At 42.1% G+C, this 26,104-nt stretch carries 19 protein-coding genes; 7 read left to right on the forward strand and 12 right to left on the reverse strand.

From position 1 onward, the window contains the following. Positions 1–95 precede the first annotated feature (95 nt). The 4 genes from CLV32_RS02555 to CLV32_RS02570 all read right to left on the reverse strand — a co-directional run bounded on the left by CLV32_RS02555 (position 96) and on the right by CLV32_RS02570 (position 6,210). On the reverse strand, positions 96–1,289 hold the full coding sequence (locus tag CLV32_RS02555; protein WP_133552074.1) for a glycoside hydrolase family 130 protein: 1,194 nt from the start codon (positions 1,287–1,289) through the stop codon (positions 96–98). 18 nt (positions 1,290–1,307) lie between these two features. Next, positions 1,308–3,134: a sodium:solute symporter family protein gene (locus CLV32_RS02560; RefSeq protein WP_133552076.1), complete on the reverse strand. Its 1,827-nt coding sequence runs from the start codon at positions 3,132–3,134 to the stop codon at positions 1,308–1,310. A gap of 111 nt (positions 3,135–3,245) precedes the next feature. Then, on the reverse strand, positions 3,246–4,802 hold the full coding sequence (locus CLV32_RS02565; protein ID WP_133552078.1) for a carboxylesterase/lipase family protein: 1,557 nt from the start codon (positions 4,800–4,802) through the stop codon (positions 3,246–3,248). Between the two features lie 10 nt (positions 4,803–4,812). Beyond that, complete coding sequence (locus CLV32_RS02570; protein WP_133552080.1) at positions 4,813–6,210, reverse strand: glycoside hydrolase family 30 protein; 1,398 nt, start codon at positions 6,208–6,210, stop codon at positions 4,813–4,815. 157 nt (positions 6,211–6,367) lie between these two features. Here CLV32_RS02570 and CLV32_RS02575 point away from each other — a divergent pair, with 157 nt between their 5' ends. Together CLV32_RS02575 and CLV32_RS02580 are read left to right on the forward strand one after the other, a co-directional pair. Next, positions 6,368–7,027 (forward strand): hypothetical protein, encoded by a 660-nt coding sequence (locus tag CLV32_RS02575; protein ID WP_133552082.1) that lies wholly within the window; start codon positions 6,368–6,370, stop codon positions 7,025–7,027. Between the two features lie 70 nt (positions 7,028–7,097). Further along, complete coding sequence (locus tag CLV32_RS02580) at positions 7,098–8,486, forward strand: MFS transporter (RefSeq protein WP_133552084.1); 1,389 nt, start codon at positions 7,098–7,100, stop codon at positions 8,484–8,486. Positions 8,487–8,496: 10 nt separating this feature from the next. Here CLV32_RS02580 and CLV32_RS02585 read toward each other — a convergent pair whose 3' ends face one another. The 7 genes from CLV32_RS02585 to CLV32_RS02615 form a co-directional block, all read right to left on the reverse strand. Next, the gene (locus tag CLV32_RS02585; RefSeq protein WP_133552086.1) at positions 8,497–10,833 is read right to left on the reverse strand and encodes a mechanosensitive ion channel family protein; all 2,337 of its coding nucleotides are present in this window, start codon (positions 10,831–10,833) and stop codon (positions 8,497–8,499) included. Between the two features lie 52 nt (positions 10,834–10,885). Then, positions 10,886–11,905 (reverse strand): DUF6268 family outer membrane beta-barrel protein, encoded by a 1,020-nt coding sequence (locus tag CLV32_RS02590; RefSeq protein ID WP_133552088.1) that lies wholly within the window; start codon positions 11,903–11,905, stop codon positions 10,886–10,888. A gap of 15 nt (positions 11,906–11,920) precedes the next feature. Further along, positions 11,921–15,046: an efflux RND transporter permease subunit gene (locus tag CLV32_RS02595; RefSeq protein ID WP_133552090.1), complete on the reverse strand. Its 3,126-nt coding sequence runs from the start codon at positions 15,044–15,046 to the stop codon at positions 11,921–11,923. Positions 15,047–15,057: 11 nt separating this feature from the next. Beyond that, positions 15,058–16,116: an efflux RND transporter periplasmic adaptor subunit gene (locus CLV32_RS02600; RefSeq protein WP_133552092.1), complete on the reverse strand. Its 1,059-nt coding sequence runs from the start codon at positions 16,114–16,116 to the stop codon at positions 15,058–15,060. 2 nt (positions 16,117–16,118) lie between these two features. Further along, entirely contained in the window at positions 16,119–17,450 is a 1,332-nt protein-coding gene (locus CLV32_RS02605; RefSeq protein ID WP_133552094.1) for a TolC family protein, read from the reverse strand. A gap of 178 nt (positions 17,451–17,628) precedes the next feature. After that, positions 17,629–18,390, reverse strand: coding sequence for a LytR/AlgR family response regulator transcription factor (locus CLV32_RS02610; protein ID WP_133552096.1), 762 nt, complete (start codon positions 18,388–18,390; stop codon positions 17,629–17,631). After that, positions 18,387–19,400 carry a sensor histidine kinase gene (locus CLV32_RS02615; RefSeq protein WP_133552098.1) on the reverse strand — a complete coding sequence of 338 codons (1,014 nt, stop codon included), beginning with the start codon at positions 19,398–19,400 and terminating at the stop codon, positions 18,387–18,389. The genes CLV32_RS02610 and CLV32_RS02615 overlap by 4 nt, the downstream gene beginning before the upstream one ends. A 470-nt stretch (positions 19,401–19,870) precedes the next feature. On the opposite strand from CLV32_RS02615, the gene CLV32_RS02620 reads away from it, so the two are divergent. The 4 genes from CLV32_RS02620 (at position 19,871) to CLV32_RS02635 (ending at position 24,774) form a co-directional block, all read left to right on the forward strand. After that, on the forward strand, positions 19,871–20,764 hold the full coding sequence (locus tag CLV32_RS02620; protein WP_133552100.1) for an oxidoreductase: 894 nt from the start codon (positions 19,871–19,873) through the stop codon (positions 20,762–20,764). A gap of 39 nt (positions 20,765–20,803) precedes the next feature. Further along, positions 20,804–21,619, forward strand: coding sequence for a helix-turn-helix domain-containing protein (locus CLV32_RS02625; RefSeq protein ID WP_133552102.1), 816 nt, complete (start codon positions 20,804–20,806; stop codon positions 21,617–21,619). Between the two features lie 253 nt (positions 21,620–21,872). Further along, complete coding sequence (locus CLV32_RS02630) at positions 21,873–22,475, forward strand: DUF1275 family protein (RefSeq protein ID WP_133552104.1); 603 nt, start codon at positions 21,873–21,875, stop codon at positions 22,473–22,475. A 4-nt stretch (positions 22,476–22,479) separates the two neighbouring features. Next, positions 22,480–24,774 (forward strand): histidine kinase dimerization/phosphoacceptor domain -containing protein, encoded by a 2,295-nt coding sequence (locus tag CLV32_RS02635; protein ID WP_166641864.1) that lies wholly within the window; start codon positions 22,480–22,482, stop codon positions 24,772–24,774. 37 nt (positions 24,775–24,811) lie between these two features. Here CLV32_RS02635 and CLV32_RS02640 read toward each other — a convergent pair whose 3' ends face one another. Further along, a complete protein-coding gene (locus tag CLV32_RS02640) occupies positions 24,812–25,642 on the reverse strand; it encodes an alpha/beta fold hydrolase (RefSeq protein ID WP_133552108.1) in 831 nt (276 codons plus the stop codon). 177 nt (positions 25,643–25,819) lie between these two features. On the opposite strand from CLV32_RS02640, the gene CLV32_RS02645 reads away from it, so the two are divergent. Beyond that, positions 25,820–26,101 carry a hypothetical protein gene (locus tag CLV32_RS02645; protein WP_133552110.1) on the forward strand — a complete coding sequence of 94 codons (282 nt, stop codon included), beginning with the start codon at positions 25,820–25,822 and terminating at the stop codon, positions 26,099–26,101. Positions 26,102–26,104: the final 3 nt, after the last annotated feature.

Below are 26,104 nucleotides of genomic sequence, written 5' to 3' on the forward strand. Positions count from 1 at the left end.
TAACCAAATTGCCGGAGTAGCTCAAATTAACCTTCGAGCAAGGTTTGAAGCGGCTACAACTGACCAAAATCAATCTTCATTATTATGGTATTATTTTACCAATTTATGGTGTTATTATTCATAATTCCGACTAGATTATTAGCCTCAATCAACCGGTAAATTGCTTGTACTGAAGCGGAAGAATTAAGCCCGTCTTCGGGCGTATTTTGCATATAATCCAGGAGCTGATCTACCGAAGAAACAGCAACATGCATGCGGGTATCTGACGATGCATAATAGATGAATACCCTGCCATCTTCATCAGCGATCCATCCGTTGCTAAAGACCACGTTCGACACATCACCCACCCGCTCTTCACCTTGAGGAGCCAGGAAATACCCTGCAGGTTTATGGATTACTTTTGTTAAATCATGCAGGTCTGTCATAAACATATAAAGCACATATCTTAAACCTGCAGCAGTATTCCGCACACCATGTGCAAGATGTAGCCAGCCCTTATCTGTCTTTATTGGCTCAGGGCCCAGACCATTTTTGGCTTCAAAGTTGGTATGGTAAACACGCCTGTCAAGCACTATTTCCTGTTCTACGACAGCATTTTCAGCAGATTCGGCAAGTCCGAAAGCAATTCCCCCACCTTTCCCTGCTTCAATAAAACCATCCTGTGGACGTGTATAAAACGCATATTTACCGTCAACAAATTCCGGATGCAGTACTACATTTCGCTGTTGCGCAGATGTGGTCTTGAAATCAGCCAGACGCTCCCAATGTAACATATCCTTACTTCTGATTATTCCGCACTGGGCAACTGCCGAAGATTGGTCTGCTTCTGATACCGATGGATCTTTGCTTTCTGTGCAGAAAATTCCGTAGACCCAGCTATCCTCGTGCCTCACCAAACGCATATCATACAAATTGGTTTCCCCATTTAGGTGAGGAACCAGCACCGGCTTGTCCCAAAATCTGAAATTATCAATGCCATTAGGACTTTCTGCAATGGCAAAAAAGGACTTTCTGTCTTTTCCTTCTACGCGCGACATCACCAGATACTTCCCTTCAAATTTTATCGCTCCTGAATTGAACACCGCATTGATTCCTATCCGCTCCATTAATAGTGGATTAGATTCTGGATTCAGATCGTATTTCCAGAAATACGGAATATGCTCGTCGGTCAGGATTGGAAACTGGTAACGTTCATAGATTCCGTTACTGAAAGGCTCAGGAACGTTATCTCTCGCAATAAGCGTCTCATACCTGCTCTTTAATTGCTCAAGTCTGTTATTAAAATCCATACTATATAAATATTTTTCTTAGTTTTCTAATTTATCCCACCATGTCTTTTTCAGGATCAACGCGATTACCGCTACCAGCCCCACCGTTATCAGTAGTGGTAGCTTCATCCAAAGGATGAAGTACATTGGCAGTACGGTCAGACATAGCTGTGCTGCAACGCCCAGCACCACGTTGAACATATCCAACGAGAATCTTTTGTTGGCTACAAAGTCTGGCTGCTCAACAATGACCTGGTCGTGCACAGGTTTCCAGAATCCCCAGGGCCGAACAGTGCTATAAAATTGCTTTAAAACACTGATGTCTGTTGCGGGAGCACTATAAGTTCCGATCAGGCAACCAGCAATAGAGATGGCAAACAACACCGGGAAATAGTAGAGAAACTGAATTCCACTGAAGAAGTGTGAAAACACCAATGCACCTGCAATCCCTGTTACCATACCCCAAAAGAATCCGTTGGCATTGAATCGCCACCAATACCATTTAAGCACATTTGCAGCAATATATCCACCATAAAGACCAGACACAATCCATTGCAGAATACTGTTTACATCTTTGGCAAAAAAACCGAGAAACACACCAACTATTACCACAACGATCCCCGTAAGGTAGTTCATGGTCATGATCTGTTTCGTGCTGGCTTCAGGTTTTACATATTTTAAATAGATATCGTTCACGATATAAGCCTGAGCGGCATTTAAAGTCCCGGAAAAAGTCCCCATGAAGGCGCCCATCAGCCCGGTCAGTACGATACCGAGAATTCCTACCGGCAGAAAAGAGTTGATTGCCGAAGGAAGAATTTTTTCAAAATCTGTTCCTGTGGGTGCGCTAAGATCCAGCTGTTTGTAATATAGTAAAGCCAAAACTGTTAACCCGATTACCATGGTATACCGGATAGGCAATAGAATGATCGACACAAAGCCCGTCATTTTTGAAGCGTCTTTTGGCGAGCGCGTAGACAGTACCTTTTGCATATCATAGTTCGGCGCTGGTCCTGCCAGACTGGCAAAAACACCCTTAAATAACATCATCATGAAAAAGATGCCGAACAAACCATAGCCGTCATCGGCAATCTTCTTATTGGCATCAGCAACGATATTCGACCAGTCGAGTTCAAGATTCCATCCAAAGAAAGGATTTGCCCAGTCTTTGGGAACATTTACATTCTGCCCATGCAGGTGTGTGAAAGCAATAATTCCGATAGCAATGCAGCCAACCATCATAATTGCATATTTGATTACGTCTCCCACCACAATACTGTGCATACCGCCAAGCACAGAATAGAATGTAGCAAACAGGGTGAAGACGATCCCATAAAAATGAGGGACGTATTGTGGTGCTACATGAAATGGAATGTACGCCTCTACGAGGTTCCAGGGAATAAAAATCTCAACGAATTTGCCAAGCCCAATAAAACCGTAGGCAAGAAAGCCCAGACAACCGATCAAAGCAAACACTACCGTTACGTTATGTGAAGCCTTAACCCCTGTTCCTTTTAGTCCAAACCTGGTAGCCAGCCATTCGGCACCCGTATCAGCATTTGATCGCCTTAACCACTTCGCCAGGAACATCATATTGAAGACCTGGTTAAACACTGGCCATAGCCACGGGATCCAGATACTTTTAAGTCCGTAGACAAAACAAAGCGACACCATCCACATTGTTCCGCTAATGTCAAACATATCCGAAGCATCACTCAAGCCCAGCATGTACCATGGTAATTTCTTACCGCCCATCAGGTAGCTTTCTTTATTCTGTCTGGCCTTATTGCGGTAATACCAGCCAATGAACAACATCATGACCAGGTAAAAAACAAGAATAAGAATATCTAGTAAATGGAGTTTCATACAAATTGGTTAGAAATATTTAATTAGTCAAAAGTATCATCAGCACAGCTCTTCCGTTAATACTATTTTAACTAAAGAATGTACTTATCTTAAATAAGAACATCAGGCTTATTATTTATTGAAGATCTGATCGAGTAAGGTATATCTTTTCAAGAATTTTTCACCTTGTTGTTTGCTGTTTGCGTCAAGGTACATCACCTGAGGGATACTGCTCTGAAAACCTGACCACAAGGGCAAGCCCGGGCCATTCGGATCTGTAGTCTTTATAAAGTTCACAAAGTAGCCCTGCATCGTTGCGGATGTTTTAAAGTCGTCAGGCGTATAGGCATATACCGGGTCAAGTTTTAAATTGCCCATCGCGTAAGCGATATCTGCAGAGTGAGGAGCGCCAAGGGGTTTAATATAAGTCGCTTCCGCTCCTCGCATTGCGGGCAGAGGCTGACTGTACATATATCTATAAACTGGAAAGCCATTTGTTTTGCCATGCAGGTCAATCCATTTCCAGGTACTGTAACCTAGATAGCGATCACCGGCCAGTGCTGTGGCCGCGAGCTTTACATCCTCTTCTTTTTCTGCCGGATATAGTTTTAGCACTTCAGCACCATCTTCCCCATACGTTTTTAGCACTGCTGCACGGTAATTTGTCAGGGTAGGCTCTGCCTTATCCAATAAACGCCCATAGCCAACTTCAGCAGATGTCCAGCCTGCAAGCAAAGGGATGTCAGCCTGAAGACCATGCTCATAAAGCTTTATTGGTGCCTGCGGCAGGAAGTATCCGTCTAAAACCACTGGAAAAAATGTTGTTCCGGGTTTCACTGCCAGATCCAGTAGGGTTTCTGCCGGCAGTTTGCGTAATGCCGCAATATCTTTCAAGCCTGAATTAGCCAAAAAGTCGACACCAAGTTGTTCTGCTTTATGAAGCGGAACAGGAGGATTTGTACCCAGAATAGACCCGCTCTCCCCTATTGCAGCGCGAAATAAACCTTTAGATGAAGGAGAAACCATGTGCATGCTGACAGAGATGGAGCCCGCCGACTGCCCGGCTATGGTAACCTGTGTTGGATCACCACCGAAAGCCTGAATATTCTTATTTACCCATTTGAGCGCAAATTGTTGATCGAGAAGGCCGTAATCACCCGAAGCATGGTTCGGAGATTCAGCAGTAAGGGCCGGGTGCACAAAAAAACCAAAGATACCCAGCCTGTAGTTTACTGTCACTACGATGATTCCTTTTTCAGCCATGCTTTGCCCGTCATACCGCGGTTCAGATCCATCGCCGGAAGAAAAACCGCCACCATGGAAGTAAACTAAAACAGGCAAATGGCCCTTCCCTGTATTTGCTGGTGCCCAAACATTTAAATACAGACAGTCCTCGCTAGTTCCCGGCGAACGGAAAATCATATCTTTATAAACCACCTTCTGCATCGCACGCGGCGCAAAAGCTGTAGCCTTTCTTACGGCTTTCCAATTCCGGGCGGGTTGCGGTGCCTTCCATCTTAAGTTTCCAACTGGAGCTTGCGCATACGGAATTCCTTTAAAGGAATTTACGCCGCCTGCTGTGCTCCCCTGCAAAATCCCATTACTCGTTTTCACTGTGATATCTTGCGCCTTTATACTGCTCCCACCTAAAAATAGCATCAATGCTATCATAATTTGTATCGATCTCATATACTTTTTTTTACCAAACATATGTTGCTACAGCTCCTGCTGTTAAATTTACCGCTACTGTTTTTCCTTTGTAAAGGATATTAAATCTTTGTGCCATCTGTCCCTTATTGGCAGCAATGAGGACTATTTTGTGCGCAGGTGTTTCGAATGCAACGGTTCCTATGTCTCCAAATTGAGAACTGGCAATCCGTACTGAACCAGGCAAGGCAAACTTTGAAGCATGACCAATTACGTAATAGGCAGTATTCCTGATCACCTGGTCTTGCTCTATTGTAATGGCCCCCTGACAAATTGAACACCCACCATTATCAGTATGCGGTTCATATTTGGCATTTGCTGCAAGGTTCCAGAGGATTACATTTTTGCTCCAATTGCGCGTTGCACCAATCAGGATGCGATCTACGGGAGTAGCAACGTTAAAACCATTCCTGCTCACGGCCATCATTTCGGTGAAATAGAGATTCTTTTGCGGAAAAGCATCATGTACCTTTGACATCGCCGACGTTTGTCCGGTATACAGGTGAAAACCTGAGCCATCAATATATTTGGCCGCGGCCGGATCGGTAAGAATGGATATCGGATATTCAGGTGCATCGCAATTGTGATCATACAAAATGATCTTTGTATGGATCCTTTCAGCTTTAAAAAGCGGCCCCAAATGATTTTTTATAAACCTGAGTTGCTCCTTTGCAAACATCTGCATACTTGGTGTATTCCCATTATTAAACGGTTCATTCTGCAAGGTGATAGCGTCTATCGTTATTCCCGCTTTCTTCATCTGCTGAATATATTTCAGGAAATAGTTGGCATATACGCCATAATACTCTTCTTTTAACTTCCCTCCCTGAATATTGTCATTTGTCTTCATCCAAGTTGGGGCCGACCAGGGTGAGGCCATAATCTTGATTTTTGGATTGATAGCTAAAATCTCCTTCAACACAGGAATCACTTCTACGGTATCTACATTAAGATTGAATTTTTTCAGTTGCAGATCGGTCTCTCCTTTCTTAAGATCGTTGTAAGAAAACACATGATCATTGAGATCGGATGCACCAATGCTCAGGCGCAGATAGCTGATCCCTATGCAACGCTCGCCATTTCCGAATAACTCCGACAATAGCTTTGTTCTTGCTGCTGCTGACATTTTAAGCAAATGTTGAGCGCTGCCACCTGTTAACGCAAAACCGAAACCATCAATGGTTTGGAATTTCTCTTCAGCGTTGACCTCAACAACAGGGATCGCTGTATTAACGGCAGGAATGAAATTGAAAGTCGGCTGCTTGCTTAACAATGCAGTCTCCTCCTTATTTGTCAACCACAATGCAACAGATTGGGCGGAGGCGGTAGAAAATAAAAATAACTGCATCAAAAGAAAAGCTGCAAAAGCTTTGGCGAGGTGTCGGCTCATGGATATCGGGTTAGAATATTTCAAAACTAATTAATTAGCCTACCCTGCTGTAATAGTATTTTAACAAGTTCTGATCTTTTTCAGTATAGCCTGCGATTGCAAAGTTTAGAACCAAGCACCGGAAATTTTGTTATCAAAAGGAATCTAATAGCTAGTTATGAAAAGATACGCCCTGCTCCTGTTATTTCCTATCTTAATATGTTGTCAGCAGCAACCGAAAACCGTTCAGGATCAAAGCGTAGAAAAAGACAGCATAATTACTACCCCTGCCAGAAGAACAGACACAATAGCTCAGATACAAAATCCAGCTCCGCTGGCCGAGATAAAAAATCTATATGCAACAGTAACTTCCAGGTTAACGCGCAAAACCCTGGATTCTACCACACGCAAATACAATTGCAGTAATGAACGCATTGGCACGATTACCTACTACACTGATCGTGGAAAGCTGGCTATTATAAAACACATATACAACGAACACGATCACTTTTCTGCAACGGATATCTATTATGTGGCTGATGGGAATTTATATTTCGCATATCGAAATGCCGTAACCTGGGAATTTGTATCCGGCGAGGCCGCTGAAGGCAGCACTAAAGACAATATTACTGAACAAAGGACATACATAGCCGGTAAGAAGGCTATTCTTTGTCTTGAAAAGAAATACGAAAAGTTTTCCAACAGTGAGGCCAACCCGAGGGCAGCAGACATGGAGAGTAAGGAAGTTAACTGTAAATCTGTACAACCGCTAATCACGGATTTCAACCTGCTGGTCGCGTTCAGAAATAAAAAAAAACATGATTGCCTTGTAAACTGAGTTTCTAACATCGATATGACGTATTGCGGTAATCCATTGCCTAATTTCGCAGCGATTCATAACAAATCAAATGACGTCTATTAAACAGAATTCAGCGCCATCCACATCTTTTGCCTGGATTGTCACAATCACAAGTCTTGCTTTTATAATCGCACAACTCGACGTATCCATCGTCAACATTGCACTACCGCAAATCGTTCAGACGTACAAGGCAGACATAAGCATGCTCCAGTGGGTTGTTGATGCATACACGTTAGCTTTTGCGGTGCTGATGTTATCGGCAGGCAGCCTGAGCGACCTCTTAGGAGCTAAAAGGATCTTTCAGCTGGGTATGTGCATTTTTGGGATCGCCTCACTGGGATGCGGCTTTGCACCAAATGCAGGGAGCTTAATTGGCTTTAGGGTGCTGCAGGGGGTTGGTGCAGCAACGATGATCCCAAGTTCATTGGCAATACTGAACCAGGCATTTGCCCATCAACCGGCAACCCGTACCCGCGCTATTGGATTATGGACAGCTACAGGGAGTGCTGCAATTGCCGCTGGTCCCATTGTTGGTGGTATTCTTATTGAACTGAGCAGTTGGAGATTTATCTTTCTAGTAAATGTTCCGCTCTGCATTGCAGGATTGTTATTGAGCTTCCGCCTACAACAAACGGATATGGCTAAAGTCAAAAAGAAGTTTGATTTTGCCGGACAAATAGCATGGATGTTATCAATCACTACGTTAATAGCATCAATAATAGAATGGCCGCAACTGGGCTTAAGCCATCCATTGATCTACGGTAGCCTGATTTTCAGTGGCGTGACTTTTCTACTTTTTCTTGCCATTGAAAATAAAGTAACTGCGCCAATGCTCCCGCTGCATTTGTTCAAGTCCGCCACATTCAATGTATTACTTTTATTGGGCGCAATACTGAACTGGGCCTATTACGGAACAGTTTTTATCTTAAGTCTATATCTCCAGAATGTACTTCACTACCCATCCCTGCATGCAGGATTTGCATTTCTCCCATTAACACTGGGCTTCGTCATTTCCAATCTGCTGAGTGGTCGTATCATCAATAAGTTCGGGATCCGGATTCCTATCCTAACTGGCCTGGTTCTTTTTGCTGCAGGTTTTGCCGGATTATTTATAGCTCAGGCAGATACACCTTACTGGCAGCTTTTCCTTCCTTTTCTGGTCATCCCAATGGGTATGGGCCTTGCCGTTCCATCTATGACAAACGGCATTTTATCCAGTACGGATAAAGCATTGTCGGGCACAGCTTCTGCGGTGTTAAACACGGTGAGACAAGCCGCTGGCGCAATCGGTGTTGCTGTTTCCGGCGCCATGGCCGCCGGTAATACAGCGTCACTTTTACAAGCGATCTATACCTGCGCAGCGATAGCCATTCTACTCTCTATATTGTTATATACATTGAATTTTAAATATCTAAAGAATTCTGGCATGTCAAAATAACGAGGCTATCTTACAATAACTTGATCTCATTTTTTTCGAATGTAGCATAGATGTTAGTGATTACATTACTACGGACCATCTGCTGTCTCGACACCTGCCCGATCCAAAACCACACCTTCAATTCCACCGCGCCTTCATTTACTGACTGGTTGAAAATTTCTGGCGTGCGGTTTTTAACAACATCTTCTTCTTCGTTTAGAATTGTATTGATCAGTTCCTTTGCCTCATTGACCTTCGATTGAGGCGCTATTTTTAAGACAAGCTCTAATCGGATCTGTGCATTATTCAAAGTCCAGTTTACCAGGTTTCCAGAAAGAATGGTTCCGTTGGGCACCAATATCTCTGCCCCCTCACTACTCGAAAGACGCGTAGCCCGAATACCAATATCATTTACCCAGCCTTTATAGCCGCTTACTTCCACATAATCACCAATTTGCAATGGGCGCTCAAATATCAGGATGATACCGGAAACAAAATTGTTGACTATCGTTTGAAGTCCCAAGCCAATACCTACGCCAAATGCACCAAGGATCACTGTAATCTTATCGACAGGCAATCCGGAAACTAAAACAGCAAGCAGAAATCCAATAATGATGATAATCAACTTAGTAACAACCACCTTTGAGCCTTTTCGTTCCCCGGGAGAGGTATATCCCTGGTTTTCTCCAAAAATGTAGCCTACATACTTTTGTGCAAGTGCAGCCAGATAGATCACAAAAAAGAAAAGCAGAATGTTTCCAATAGTGAAACTCGTACTTCCAACTGTCCGTGGCTGGAACAGAAATTTACCCAGCCCCTCTATAATCCCGTTATACAAGTTCATATTGGATGTAAATACGACAAACCATAGAATCACCACGATTGCAGACAATAGCCGTAATATACTGTTGTTCAGTTTTTCGTAATTGATCACTGATACACCATGCTTCACCACACTTGCAGTATGAGCCTGCAGAAAAAAGACGGCTTTTACAATATTTGTAAATATCAGCAGGGAAATAATTTGAATAAAACCGACAATAGCTGTGTTGGTCATCACCCGTGCGAGGGTAACCCGGCCAGTAATGTTGAGTATTATGGCAAGGATATTTAAAATTAAGACAATATAACTAACCTGTCTTGCAAATTTGCTGAGCTGGAGTACGGTAGACTTGTTACGGATAAAATACAAAGCATTAAACGCGAGAAAAACGTTAAGTGCTATCAGCACTAACCTTACCCCCGTTCCCGGATGAAAAACACCATTCAACCCAATAAACAAGATAAAAGATAAACCAATCTTTGTCCAGTAAATTTTGTCCTGCCTGTTCCAATGCCTGAAAATAAAAATGCTGATCATAATAAACAGCAGTAGTTGCAGTAAAGCAACATAGGCCTGCGGCGGATCAATATCAAAAAATAGTGCTAGGTTAAAAACAACAATCAATCCAGGCAATAAAGGAAACGCAGAAATAGTGGCATCTTTAGTAAAGTCAAGCCACTCCTTGCTTTTACCTTCGGTCAGTAGTTTGTTCCTGTTTTTTCTAACCCAATAAATATAGAGTGCTAATATGGCAATCCCAAGGAACGCATGGTAACCTATGTTGTTCTTTAAATATTCAGTTATCAGTTGCCGCTGTGTTAACAAAGAAGCATTCAGGAATTTTAAGGCCTCCTTATCTACATTTGTTGTATACGATTTCCAGATAAATGGATATTCATTGCCCATTACCCGACCAGCATAGTTACGAATCTGGGTTCTCAACTCTTTCTGAAGATCTCCGGATTGGTAATAATAAATGGTAACAGATGCTTGCAAGTCGCTAATCTCCTTCAGGTTTTTGGTATTCAACTGCTTTGCTTTGTTCCAGGAGGCCTCTATAGAATTAAGTTCTGTGGTATAGAGTTTAACGAAAAGACTATCGGATTGAAAAGCTATTAATAATTTATTCTGATGCAATCCCTGAATTTCTGTTTGCATGTTAACCAATTGCTGGTTGTAACCCAAAAGTACACTTCTCCATTCGTTAAGCTGGTCGTGAGACTGTTCAAGCAAGGTGGCGAATGTCTGCAGGCTCCGCATGTCCATCACCTGAACGTTAGAATTCAGATTTGTCTTCAGCGTACGGATATCTCTGATGATGCTGGGTAAACCAGTCTTAATTTCATCCAGGTTAAAACCTTTTTCCGACAAATTTTCTATCTCATTTGCCTTATCATGCAGTAGATCGATAGTTTTCAATAAGGAATCTGTCCGTTGAACCTTATTTCCGCCCAAAGAAATTGAATCCGCTGGCAGATTCACAGCTGTAGCCTGTAAAGCACAGGTAAACAGCAGAAAAAGCAAGAATGTATTGAAAATCTTCATATCAAAGTTTAAGTCGGCAATTTAACCAATCCCTGCCATCAGGAGTAGCTATTTATAACTTTTTCAGGAAAGGCAGAAAGGAAACTGAAAAGCTTATATAAGGAACAGAGCCTGTTTTAGCTTTGAAAAAATAATCGTTTGGCTTATCGTTTTTTTCGAACATACGAGATGCGGCGCTTGTAAACACTCCCCCATTAACACCGAAGATTAATTTCTTCGTAAGCAGGTATTCAAAAGTTGCCCCACTTCTAAATTCCAGACTCGTATAGATATTGTTTCGTGGCAGCGAAGGCTGATCCAGATCAAAGAAGAGCAATCCACCCCCAAGTTCTGTACCTATAGAAGTCCAGGCCTTTTTAGAAAGTTGCTTCCTTAAAGCAACCCTGGAAGGCATATCAACAAAAAGCTCGAGATCCTGCGTTTTGAATTTATGCCAGTAGCTCACGATGGGAACTACCGGCGCCACTGATGAGGGATCAATGATCACGACAAGTCCGACAGTAAGAGCGGACGTTGCGTTTCTCTTTAAAGGAACCGTCACCGTAGCCAGATAATTCAGCCTTTTAATCGACGAAGCTTCATCGGTAACACCAGCAATACCCGCAGAGTAAAAAACCTGTTTGTTAAAGATAGAGTCTGAGCGGGTAAATGATGCCGACAGGCTTACGGTACGCTTCGTGATATCTATATCTTCATTAGAAAATTGCGGATTGTAACTGGTAATATTTGTTGTCCGGAATTGCTGTTGTTGATAACCTATAGTACCTATGACCGCGTTTTTACCCCATTGGGAAATCGGAACGCTAAAGTTCGACCTTATTCTGGTGATACTCATATCGCCCTCATACAGATCCTTTCCTTTAAATTCAGACTTCACATGTCCTTTACCAATCAGATCGGTAGCAAAAAAGCCCTGTCTCAGTTGCGGATAACGCATAGCAAAAGTAGAAAGACCTTCCATTTTGAGCGAGTCGATCATCCTTTTCATGGCTTGTTCCTGTTTAGTCTGCGCAAATACTGCGGGTGAAAAAGAGCCTAGTGTAATGGAGAGCAGAAGAAGTTTATGTTTCATTTGTATGTATATGTGCTAGTTATGGGCTTCCAGTAAGAGCTGACCTGCTGTATCCTTCTTTTTAAATTTTGCGATTAATTTGTCGACAATCAGATACATTGACGGTACCACAAACAGCGTAAGAATCATGGAGCTTGTTAAGCCCCCAATAATCACCCAGGCCATTCCATTCTTGATCTCTGACCCTGCGCCGCTTGCCAGTGCGATCGGCAACATACCCAAAATCATCGCAAGCGTGGTCATGAGGATAGGCCTTAATCTTTCCTTACCCGCTTCAAGGAGTGCTTCTTCAACACCTTTGCCTTCCGCTTTTAGCTGATTGGTAAAATCCACAATCAGAATTGCGTTCTTGGAAACGAGTCCGAGCAACATGATCATACCGATGATAGAAAATACGTTTAGCGTATCCATTGTTAGCGCCAGAGCCAATAAGGCTCCTACCAATGCTACCGGGATAGAAAATAACACCACAAAAGGATAAACTGCATTTTCGTAAAGGGCAACCATTATGAGATATACCAATACAATTGCGACAACCAATGCAAATCCAAGACTACCGAAAGCGTCGCCCTGATTTTTAGCGTCACCCAGATATTCCACGGTAATCCCTGCAGGCACCTTAATTCCGCTTACTTTTTCCTTAATATCTTTGGTAACCGACCCTGAGGGTCTGCCAGCAACATTTGATTTCACACTGATCGTTCCCAATCTGTCGCTACGCTCCAGGATACTTTCTCCCAGTCCCGATTTAACTTCAGCAAACTGACTCAACACGAAAGTCTGCCCGTCGGCATTTGTAAAAGATAAGTTTTTGACGTTATTGATGTTAGAACGGTCATACTGATCGAGGCTGATTAAAATATCGTATTCGTTGCCCGACTGTTTAAATTTTCCTTTATCATTTCCGCTAAAGGCATTTTGCAATGCAGCCCCAACCTGACTGGCATTGATACCGAGCAAGGTCATTTTCTCTCTGTTCAGATTTACCTCAACCTGCTCTTTCTGATCTTTTACTGAAAGCTCAACAAACCGGGTTCCAGGAACAGTTGCCACAACTGCTCTATACTGCTCAGCAACCTTACGTACTTCTTTCAAATCAACGCCTTTTATTCCAATCTGGATGGGTGATGCTGTAGCCCCGCCTACAAGAGATGTTGGTGCGGAGGTAATTTTAGCGCCCGGAATTGCGGCACTTAATTTTCTCTGCATATAGGTACCGAACTCTTCTGCCGACATATTCCTTTTCTTTTTGTCAACCAACGTGATCGTGATCTCAGACCTGTTACTATTGTTGGATGTACCGGCAACGCTACCGCTCACAAAACCTACACTCGAGAATACTTTGGTTACAAGCGAGTCTTTCATGATCATCTTTTCGGCTTCCTGGGTTACCATATTTGTCTGATAAATCGAAGCGGAAGGTGCTAATTCTAAATTGATCATCAACTCTCCCTGATCTGCTGTTGGCATGAACGCCGCACCGATAAATCCGAATGGAATAAGTGCAATGGCCCCAAATATGAGTACAATAACACCCGATAAAAGCCACCTTTTCTTATGCAACAATAGGAGTAAAAGTTTTCCGTAATCTGTTTTTACAGCATCAATGAAATTTTCAAAACCCAGGTTAATCCTACCCCACAGTGTGTTTTTGTTCATTTCTTCAATCTTACCAAATCTACTGGCGAGCAAAGGGGTAATTGTGAAGGAAACAAATAAACTCATCAATGTAGAAAAAACGACTACAAGGGAGAATTCCTGAAGTAAGGAGCCGATAATACCACCTGAAAAAGCAATTGGCAAGAAAACCACAACATCGACCAAGGTAATCGCAAGCGCTGTAAAACCGATTTCACTCCTACCGTCTAATGCCGCTTTTCTTTTATCTGATCCCATTTCAAGATGCCGATAGATATTTTCAAGTACCACGATAGAATCATCAACAAGAATGCCGACAACAAGTGACATGGCCATCAATGTCATCAGGTTGAGCGAGAAACCCAGAAAATACATGATGATAAATGTTGGAATAATGGATGAAGGCAAGGCAATTAACACGAACATGGAGCTCCTGAAACTGTGTAAAAATGCGAGCATCACAATACCTACAATAACTACGGCAAGACCTAAATCTTCCATCACGCCGTCAGCAGATTTCAACGTATATACGCTTTGATCTGAAGAGACACTAAATTTCAACTTTTGTGTTTTGTACTGTATTTCTACCTCTTCAAACTTCTTCTTTACCTGTTCACTTACATCTACTGCGTTTGCATCGGTCTGCTTGATAATTTGCACACCGATGGATGGCAGTCCGTCGATATGGTTTACCGCAGTAGTTTTAGCTGTTGCATCAACAACTTCGGCAATATCTCTTAAGTAAACACTACCAGCCTTTGGACGTTGTTGTACAATGAGGCCTCTGATTTGTTCCATCGAGGTAACATTCGCATCAAATCGGATCGAGAGTTGCTGATCACGCGTTTCAATACGCCCAGCCGGAAAAGATTGGTTGGCATTATTTAAAGCATCGGTGACCTGACCGATAGCCAGCCCATAGGCTTTAAGTTTCTCCTGATCAATATTAACCTGGATCTGGCGCTCATCTCCGCCGATGATGTTAACCTGCCCCACTCCGTTAACATTTTGTAGAATAGGAAGCAGTTGTTTGTCTACAAAATCATATAAGGCACGTGGCGCCATATTAGATGTCACACCAGCTTTGATTACCGGTGCGTCTTCGAGATTAATTTTATTCACTACAGGCTTATCAATGTCATCAGGAAGATCATTTTGTGCCTGATCAGCCTTGCGCTGGATATCTCGTTCTGCTTTATCAACGTCAGTGCCTGTTTTTAACTGAATAACGACACTCGATACGCCTTCCTGTGAAGTTGACGTGATCTTATCTAACCCTTCAATAGAAGAAAAGGCATCCTCCAGCTTTTTTGTTACCGACGTCTCAACCTCTGCTGCCGCCGCACCGGGATAAACGGTACTTACAGACACGGTGGGCACTTCGAGTTTGGGTAATAAATTATAGTTGAGACTAAAATAAGACCGTGCGCCGAATATAAACAACACGGTAAATATCACTACGATTAATAAGGGCCGCTTAACGGCAATTTCGGTTATAGACATTGCTGCTAATTTTATTTGGAAATACTTACCTGTGTACCTTCTTTAAGGTTAATCTGGCCTGAGGTAACCACCGTTTCACCGGCTTTCAGGCCGCTAAGCACCTGGATCATGTTGTTCATCTCCAGGCCTGTTTTTATCGGCTTTTGATGCACCACATTTTTTTCTACAACATATACTGAAGCATCCTTGATACTTTCTGTCAGTGCTTCGCGCGGAATCAGCAAGATATCCTGCATGGTCTTCCTCGAGAAATCGGCATAAACAAATGTGCCTGATCTTAGGAGCGAACCTGCTTTATTCTCAGCAAGAATTTCTACAAGGTAGCTGTGTGTTTCGTCTGCCTGTGGACTGATAAACGTGATTTTACCAATAAACAACTGGCCGGGATACACATCGGTGGTGATCTTTACCTGCTGTCCTTGTTTTGCCTGATAAACCTCAGTTTCCGTAAGATTTAGCTGCACCTTAGCCTGGGAAAGGTTGACTATAGTTGCAATCTCTGCTCCGGCGTTTGCAAAAACACCCTGTTCTAAAGGTTTACTGGCAATGGTACCGCTAGTTGGTGCCTTTACTGCTGCATCAGAAATTTGTTTTTTGATCTGGCTTACTTGATTTGCAGCATCCAGATAATTCTGACGAACTTCATTTACCTTTTCCTGCGTCGCAGCTTCTCCAGCCAGTAACTCTGTATAAGTATCCAGGTCGCGACGCAATTTAGCGGCATTCGTCTGTGCCTTTTGCAAATCAAGCTGCATTAACCTGGTATCCATAATCGCCAGGATCTGCCCCTCAGTCACATGGTCGCCAAGGTTAAAGCGCAACTGCTGGATGGTACCTCCAACGGTCGATAATACTTTCGCTTCCTTAAAGGGAGCGAGACTTCCCGTTTTAACGAGATTAATTTCCTGCTGCTGTTCCTTAACAGCGGCAACTTTGACCGGAATCCGAATAATGGAATCCTGAGCAGGCTGTTCTTTTTTATCAAGTTTACTTTTGTTGGAAGCGAGTTGAAAGATAATAAGTGCAACAAGCACGATAACGATCAGACCTAAGATGTATTTACGTTTCATATTTAGAGTGAAGTATAGAATGTTTTAAGACCGCCTGAAGCTTTCTCCAGATCCAGTCTGGCCTGTAAATAGCTGTAGAGTGAATTGAGGTAGTTATTCTGTGATTCCTTAATGGAGTTCTGCGCATTCAACCATTCAGTGAGGTTTTCAACCCCTTTTCGAAACTGAAGATCTGTAGTTTTGAAAACCGACTGTGCCAGTTCGATATTTCGTTTGTCGCTTTCCAAACTACTTTCTGCCTTTACCATTTTGGTTCTTGCGTTTTCATATTCCAGGGTGTATTTGCCTTCGTCAAGCTTCAGGTTTTCTATGGCGTTGAGGCTTTTATATTTCGCCTGACTATATTGGGCGTTACGCTTGAAGAAATCAAAAAGTGGAATACTCAACTTTAAACCTACTGCCGAATACGCATTAAGTTCACTAAAAGCGGGTCCTATGGTACTTCCAAACCCGTTAGCCCCATATCTTGCATAGCCGGTAAGTTTGGGAAGCCACCCTGCTTTGATCCGCTGCTGATCAATTTCTAGCAACTTAGAATTTACGGTTGAGAGCTGGTAGTCTACCCTGTTCCCAACTTCAAAGCTGGTGTTACCAGGGGTTTTTAATACTACAGGCATCACGTCTTTTTGAGAAACACTGTCGACAGGAAGTTCTGACGCCATTGGAAAGCCCATTTCGTATTTAAGCTGATTCTCGGCAAGTGCCAGGTTACTCTCAGAAACACGAATCTGTGATACCGCATTGTTGTAGTCTACCGTAACCTTGTCCAAATCCTTTTTTAGTGTAACACCCTTCTCTACCTGTAATTTATAAACCTCCATTTGCTTACGGTAGGTTTCCAGATTAGATTTCAAAAGACGCAACTGCTCCCTGTAAACATAAATCTGGTAATATGCATTGCCGATGTTATAAATGATTGTTTCCTGGCTCTGCTTAACATTAAGATCTGCCTGCTGCCGACTATATTTATTTGCCTTAAGGCCATTTAATAACGACTGATCGTAAATGGTCTGATCCAGCTGTGCCGATCCGTTGGTGTTGTACTTCTGACTAAAAGCCACACGTATATCCGTAGGGCCAAATACGCCTGCCGGAATAATTGATTCCTGAACTTTAAGGTTGTCATCTAATGTACCTGTCAGGCTGATTTTTGGAAGATAATCTGAAAGTGCTTCCTTAGCCTTAGCATCAGCAGCCTTCTTTTCATTTTCGTAAACTATGGTATTGCGATTATTCTTGAGCCCATATTCGATGCAATCTTTCAATCCCCAGGTTTGCGCAAACAGCGGAAAGGGTAAGAGATACATCAAACCAAATATTACCTTTTTTTTCATATTTTACTTTTGATTCGTATTGGGCAATAGCGCTGAAGGCATTTACCAATTGATTCAAAAGTATAGAGATAATAGGCCCTGATTTGAAATTTAGAGCTGAAGCAGCCAAAATGAAGAATGAAACGTACAAAAAACAAAATAGATGGAAATTGACTATCTCTGTAAAGAAGTCAACAACCTACTGTTCCATCCATTTCAAAAACGGCTGGGCTTTAGCCCTCCCGATAATGATCTTTTCCGGAGCTTCGCTGCTGGTAACTACATAGAGCTTGCGGTTAAAATAATGCTCTATATTGTTGATATATTCCCTGTTCACGATAAACTTTCTGTTCGCCCTAAAAAATTGATGGGGATTAAGCATAGATTCCAATTGCTCTATTGTGTATTGCACGATATAGCTTTTTTCATTCGAAGTATGCAGATACACCGAGCCATTGGAAGCGTAGATAAACTGAATATCAACAACCCGGACAGGTATAATCTTTTCTCTAAAGTAAGCAAGGATATTTTGCTTATAGCCGGTATCCATCTGGGCGATTACCTTATTCAGGTTTTGAGCAGTCTGAGCACCTGCATGCAGTGGTTCTTTAAGGCGATGGTATTTATCAAGACTTTTTTGAAGCATGGTCTCTTCGATAGGCTTCAAAAGATAATCCACACTATTAGACTCAAATGCCCGGATAGCGTATTCATCAAAAGCGGTGCAAAAAATTACCGGGGCATCCGTTTGAAGTTCTTTAAAAATCTCAAAGCTCAGACCGTCCCCCAACTGGATGTCTGAAAAGATGAGATCTGGTGTAGGATTTTTTTTCAACCAATCTATCGCTGTGGCTACTGAACTGAGTATTGCCTCAACGATAATTTCATCATCCAGACTCTGCAGGATAGACTTCAGCTCCTTTGCTGTTTTTAATTCATCTTCAATGATTACTACTTTCATTTTTGCAGAAGGGGTATGGTTACAGAAAATATATGCTCGTTTTTAATAATCTCGATGGGCCGCTTAACGAGCAATTTGTAGCGTTCGGTAATATTCTTCAGACCATTTCCTGTACCTTCAGGTTTAATCTTTTTAGGTTGAAAATTATTTTCAACAATCAACGCAGGCGTATTATCAGTTCTAATCGATATGTGTAGCGGCTGCTCCAAAGAAATCGCATTATGCTTTGTCGCGTTTTCTATTAGCAATTGCAATGACAATGCTGGTACAAACAATTTTAGGTGCTCTTCCTGCACCTGAATATCAACTTTAAGTCCATCTTCAAAACGCTCGTTCATGATATAAAGATAAGACCTGATAAAGTTAATCTCATCAATCAGCGGAGTAAGATACTCTTCATTGAAGTTGAGCACATACCGATATACTGTGGCCAGCTGTACAACATAATTCTTTGTAGGCTGGTCTGTAGCAATCGTTTTCAAGGTGCTCAAGGAATTAAAGAGGAAATGTGGACTTATTTGCTGTTGTAATGAGATCAGTTGTGCACGAAGATGGGCCTGCCCCAGGATTTCATTTTCCAGTTTAGTTTCCTGCAAAGCGGCATTGGTATGGGTACTATAAAATACCACATAACATACCAGACTTAAAAAAAATGATCCGGTAAAATGTAGTTTAAGGTCAGACAAATTATCATACAAAACAACCCTGGTAGCCAACACATTGGGTGGCAAAAAAGTAAAAAAAAGATAGCCAGCGACGAATGATGCGATAATTGATAAGAGCACACTGATCACAAACTTTGAATAAATGGTTAGCGAGTTGACTTTATGCAGAAAGAAGTATCCAATAATGAGCCAACAAATAAAAATTGAGCCAGCCAGTTGGAATCCATAATTTATAAACTGCCAATATGGGTATTCACTGATCGTTTCTTGTCTTAACAAGAGTGTGCTGATTGTTAAAATTCCTGTAAGGATGAAAAACCACTTGATCTGGTAGGATTTAAACATCTGCAAATGTATTGGAAAAAATTTAAGGAGTTGCCCAGATTTGCAACAGAATAGCCAATCTTGAGATTGAAACGGACAAAAAAACCAATGACAAGTAAAAACAGTAAAATAAAAAAATAAGACGCTAAACACGTCAAGTAAAACAGTATAAGACAAGTGTAAGAACGCTAATAAAACATTATCGACAAATTATAGGCAAACGGGGCACACACGGGGGGTTGACGCGCCCTTGACGCGGCATTATCCCGGCTACAGGGCGCGTTAACGCCTTGTGGGGGCCGCCTCCGATACGTTTGTGGGGTCTGTATGCCTACAATAAGCTAACAAACTCTCCCACAGACTGTAACACCCATAATCATATGATCGCCACCTTCAAAAACTGAGCTTTTTAACAAAGCAACTTTGAACTCCGCAGCAAAGCTATCTAGCGCATTGCTCCGCATCTTTGTCTAAATAAAAATCTCAAGAAAATGAAAAAAGTATGGTTTATAACAGGAAGCTCCAAAGGGCTTGGAAAAAGCCTGACGGAAGAAGTACTGCGAAATGGCGATAACGTTGTTGCTACGGCAAGAAATCCTGAACAATTGAATGAACTGGCTAAAAGCTACCCAGATCAGATATTGACATTGGCACTTGATGTCAGTGATGCGTCGCAGATTACTTTGGCTATAAAGGCTGCGATAGCACACTTTGGTAGGATCGACGTCTTGGTTAATAATGCCGGATTTGGCATCACCGGAGCTGCAGAAGCATTTACAGAGGATCAGGTAAAAAGCCAGCTGGACGTTAACTTATATGCGCCTATAGCGATCACGCGTGCTGTTCTGCCTTTTATGCGCAATCAACGTTCAGGCCATATCTTACAGATCAGTTCTGTTGGCGGAAGAGTGGGCAACGCCGGATTAACGATGTATCAGGCAGCGAAATTCGGGTTATCAGGCTTTTCTGAAGCGTTGAGCAAGGAAGTTGCTCCTTTAGGAATTAAGGTTACCTCTGTGGAACCCGGTGGATTTCGTACGGATTGGGCCGGTCCATCAATGTCCTTTGCCGAAGATATAGCCGGATATGAAGGCACAGTAGGCGGAATTAAAGATTTCCTCCTGTCAGGAAAATTTACACCTATGGGAGATCCTGCTAAAGCAGCCAAAGTGATGTTTGATCTGGTACAAAATCCAGAGCCTCCCCTTCACTTGATATTGGGTAGCGAAGCAGCGGCCATCTTAAGGAATGCTGACGAACAGAGAAAGGCCGAATTTGAAAAATGGATGCCAGTAACGGTTTCGACAGATCATGATGATGCTATAAATATGTTCGAATCTGAGGAAGGGAAAAAATACCTGAGCCAAAAAGGCATTAAACTGTAATTGATTAGTTTTAGAAATCTATTACCTATTTTAGTACAAATGAACTCAGAGAAAGAGAAAAAAAATGCCTCAGGTATCGTGTACTCTTGTTACTATCAAAGAAGCAGGGAGGGCGAACATTTTGTAGCTGAGCATGTTTTAAGTTATCAGATTTCAGGTTTTTTGGTACTTAGTGACGGCACTAGAGACTATCCATCTGAACAAGGTTCTATACGTTTTGTGAAGAGAAATCAATTGTTGAAATTCGTTAAGCAGCCGCCGGCAAATGGTGAGTTTAAATCCTTGTCCATCTACCTCAGTCAGCAGATCCTAAAAGATTTTAGCAGGGAATATCATATCCAAGCAGCGCATAAAGAATACGACCGGCCAATCTCCACAATTACGACAAGCCCTTTACTGAAAAGTTTTATGGATTCGTTATTGCTTTATCATAATGCAGATAGCCTGAAAAACCCGGATTTAATTGATCTAAAGATTAAGGAACTACTGATACTCTTGCTTCAGGCAGATCCGGAGCTTAAAAATGTACTGTTCGATTTCAATGAGCCTCATAAAATGGATCTGGAGGCTTTTATGAACAAAAATTACCATTTCAACGTACACCTGGAGAGGTTTGCCTATTTAACAGGAAGAAGTCTGGCGTCCTTTAAAAGAGATTTTGAAAAGGCATTCGGTCAGACGCCGGGAAAATGGCTGCAGCATAAACGGCTACAGGAAGCATATTATCTGATCTCGTCAAAGGGAAGAACAGCATCTGATGTTTACCTGGATCTTGGATTTGAGGACCTGTCCCATTTTTCTTTTGCCTTTAAAAAGCAATTTGGCATATCACCAACTAAAATTGCGTCAATATAAAAAAGAACACCGGAGGCTCTACAAACTCCGGTGAATCTTCTCTCTTTTCGTAGTCTTGCTTATAAACTAACAATGCAGCACTGAAGATTTGATATATCCATCCTTGCAATATCAAAAACTATATATAATCAATCGATTCGTGAAATGACGATATATAGTAAATTGAACAAAGAAAAATAAACATAATACACTAAATATCAATACATTTAAGCTTGGTATTGTAATTGGATATGCGTTATCAGAGTATACCCAAATGAAGCTTACTAAAACATACGGACTGTCCACAATTTTCCTATTAACTTTTATCGCCGGGTATTGTGACTCAGTGACGCTATTTTCTTCTGGTTTTTTATCAGTACATGTTTTTGGAAACATCATTTTAGCAGCCTATCAATTTTTCGACGGCAATTTGAACATTGCATTTACCCAACTCATTACCGTTCCAATCTACGCAGCGTCTATTCTGGCTGTACAATCCATAACCTATAGAAACCAGGCAAACTTCAACCCTATTCGTGTATCCGGTCTTTCTTTGATGCTTATAGGACTATTCGCTTTTCTAACGGAGAATTTTCTAGACGCTGCCGATAGCGTAGGGGGACAAATCCTTTGCTTTATGGTAATATTCGTCGTTTCTTTTCTTCGGTATACAAGTTTTAGAAGAATAAAGTACAATGTAATATTTAATAGTTCGCAGACTACCCGTGCGGGTAAGTTCTACACCCACCGCATGTTTTTTTCAGCATTGGCTTTTTTAACTGGCTTCCTGTTCGGCGGCGTTACCGGACATCTTTTTGGTTTGAGTGCGATTGCCTTGGCTGGCATTATCCTATTTTTAGCCACTATAAATGATTAATCGCATGAAGCAGTTATCTGCCTTACTCCTATTTCTGCTACTGTTCGGCTATGCAAATGCGCAGTCTGTTTCTGAGCGCTCCAAAATTGGAGCGCTTAAAAAGGAAATTAACAGCACCGGCTCTGACACAACAAAACTAACTGCACTTCTACGTATCAGTCATTTATTTTCTGAATCAACGGTACGCTCAGCATCTTTGACCGACAGTGCGTTAGCCTATATCGCCAAAGCAGAACAGCTTAGTTCAACACAAAAAAACACAGCAGGCCTGGCTAAAAGCTGGCTGATGCGTGCCAGAATCTTTCAGGACCTGAAAAAAGCCGAACAGTCTGAATTGTATGCGCGCAGAGTGCTGACCATGTATGAGGCGCGGACAAACAACCTTTTGCTTGCAGAGGCATTTGTTATTCTTGGAGATAATCTGCCGGATGGAGAAAAAATGTCGGCACAAAAAATAGCATACTATCAACGGGCATTAAAGATCTACCAATCAGGTGGTGCAAAGCGGACTGAAGCTGCCACGCTCATCAAACTAAGCAGTATCTATCTGATGGGCGGGAAGTATCAGACCATGATCGAACTACTCAACAGGGCCAAAAAACTGTATGATGCCATGCAGTATCCTGAAAAGGAAATGGATCTGGAATTCCTGTACGAAAGGTTCGTCTATGCATATCTGGGGAAAGATAATTATACCGAGGCGTTAAAGTACGGGCTGCAATCAGTCAGAATTATTGAACGAAATCACGATACTTCTTTGAAAGCCTTCAAGATATATAATAACGTTGCGCTGTTAAATGGTCTTTTGAAACGATACGACACACAAGCATACTTTCTGAAGAAAGCATTGCCAATAGCACATCAGCAGGCGATATTGAACAATGATTCGACCATGGTTGCCCAGGTATTGGGAAATCTGGTTTTATCGAAGCTTGCCCAACATAAACCGAATGAAGCCATTGCCTTACTACGTAAAATAGGAAATCGCTATCCACAAGGTAATCTGGGATGGAGACATTTTATCAACGTAAATTTTCTGGAAGCTTATACATTAGCGGGGAAATTCGACCTTGCGAAAGTGTACTACAGCAAGGTATTGAACCAAACGGCTGAGCTGGAGAAGTTTCATTCCCATCAAACCACAAACTACAATGTATTGATCAAATATCTGATGGCTACAGGCCAGCAAAAAAAGGCAATTACATTTTTGAAACTCAACGATACCGCCTGCAGAAATAACAGTCAGATTGATTTTCTCGCTAAAAACTACCTGAATTGGTTTAAAGCCGATTCTCTAAGTGGTAATCTAAAATCTGCCATTACCCATTTCCAATTGTTCAAGACAATTTCAGATTCCCTGATCAATACAAAAAAAGCATCTCAACTGGCCGATTTGCAGGTATCCTATCAAACAGAAAAAAAGGATGAAGACATCCGTATCAAAGCACAACGCATACAGTTGCTACACAAACAGGCACAGTACCAGGAGGTACGTTTACTTCATGAGCAGACAGTAAGGAATGTCAGCATTGCCGGAGGGATCATGCTATTGCTGCTCCTGGGTTTGAGTTATAACAGGTACTTATTAAAACAACGGTCAAACCAGGCACTAGAGCTTAGTCAGCAGAGCCTAAATGCCGCTAACGATGCTCTGCAGATGCTGTTGACTGAAAAAGAGTGGTTATTGAAAGAAATTCACCACCGCGTAAAAAACAACCTGCAAATCGTCATCAGTTTGCTGAACACTCAATCCGCATACCTCGATAACGGTGACGCCCTTGACGCTATCAAGAACAGTCAGCACCGCATGCATGCCATGTCGCTCATCCACCAAAAGCTCTATCAATCTGATAATCTGGCCAGCATCGATATGTCGCATTATATTAAGGAGCTTGTAGATTATCTGCACGACAGTTTTAGCAGTGATCACCAGATCAGCATGAGTCTGGATATTGCACCAATAAAGTTGTATGTTTCTCAGGCAGTACCACTGGGATTGATCCTCAATGAGGCGATCAGCAATTCGATAAAATATGCTTTTAAAAACACAGGCAAGGGAAAGATTGCGATCTCGCTGCAGCCGGTTGGTGAGCAGCAATATCTGATGTGCATTGCCGACAATGGCTCGGGCCTGCCTGAGGGTTTTGACCTTGAGGAAACCAGTTCCCTGGGGATGAGTCTAATGCGAGGCCTGACAGATCAATTGGAAGGAGAGTTTGCACTACAAGATAAAGATGGCTTACGCGTATGTATTACTTTTAAACATGTTGCATTCAACGAGTCTGGAATTAGGGCATAAAAAGCACCCCGGGGCAGGGATGCTTTTTAGAAATAGCTTATTTGGCAGTCTTTATCAAAATCGTTGTAACAGCATCTGGCATAGATAAGAATGGACAGTGACCGCTTTTCAGTTTATACACTTCTGTAATTCCATGTGCGCGGATCATCTGATTTTGCAGATCCACTCCTATCCCGTTATCCAATAAAGTGGATAGATATGCTTTCGGTACCTTCCCGAAACGTTCAGCGGTAAGCATTACAGGATTCGAAAACGGATGGGCAGGCTCCGAACGATACCTTTCCAGAATCATTTTTCTTATGCGATCAGGGGCATCCTGGCAAAAAATATGAGTAACCTGGTCTAGCTTCACATCAAATAAGGTATTGTCTGCGGAAGCAACAAGTGAAGCGCCCAGCAATGATTGTTTATCCAGCATAGAGATGGCGTAAGCAGACTGGCCACTCGTTGGCACATAGGCGGCGATGTAAACTAACTTCTCTATTTTATCCGGAATCTGTTCTGCAACCCCGGAGATGATCATTCCAGCCATACTATGCCCCACCAGAATTACTTTTCCCTTTGTGTTATTAACGGTATGAACAACTTTTGTGATGTAGCTGTCCATGGTGATATCAGCAGCAGGTGTTTGATCTGTACCATGTCCTGGTAACTGAACGGTGATTACACGTTGCCCTTTTTTCTCTAACTGGTCTTTAACCATTTTCCATGCGTAGGGAGCTGCCCAGGCACCGTGCACCAGCACATAAGTGTTGACAGGTGTTTTTTTCTGTGCCACTGTTTTTGCTTGAACGGCAATAGTGCTAACGAGCAATACCGCCAATACCATGAAGGCATTGATTGATTTTAAGGTGTTTATCTTTTTCATGTTGTTGTTTTTTAATTCAGCAAAACTTAAGCAGATAAAATGCCGGGGCTCAAAAAACTAACAATCAGCCAATTAGCAAAATAACAACATTTAAAGTGTAGCGATATGTAGTGATTTCATGTCTTCTTAAACAATTTTAGCAGCCCGATCGTTAAACCCACATCTAAAACAAAAACCATGGAAAACAAGAAAGAACAAGAAATGGAACAAGATGAGATCGTAAATCTTGAGCAGTTCCAGGTGGGAAGAGCCCCTGAAGAAGAGAAACAACATGATGAGGAAGACGACAGCGATTATACTGAAGATGAGGTAGAATTTGCTGATGGCGAAGGGACGCAACTTGAAGAAGAATTTGCTGCTGATGATGACTTCGAAGATCTAGAAGATGATGATCTTGATACAGATGATTTACCTGAAGACGACTCATTAGTTGAGGAAGATGATGAGGAAGAAATTTAATTC

This window comes from Pedobacter duraquae, from assembly GCF_004362245.1.
Lineage (GTDB): Bacteria > Bacteroidota > Bacteroidia > Sphingobacteriales > Sphingobacteriaceae > Pedobacter > Pedobacter duraquae.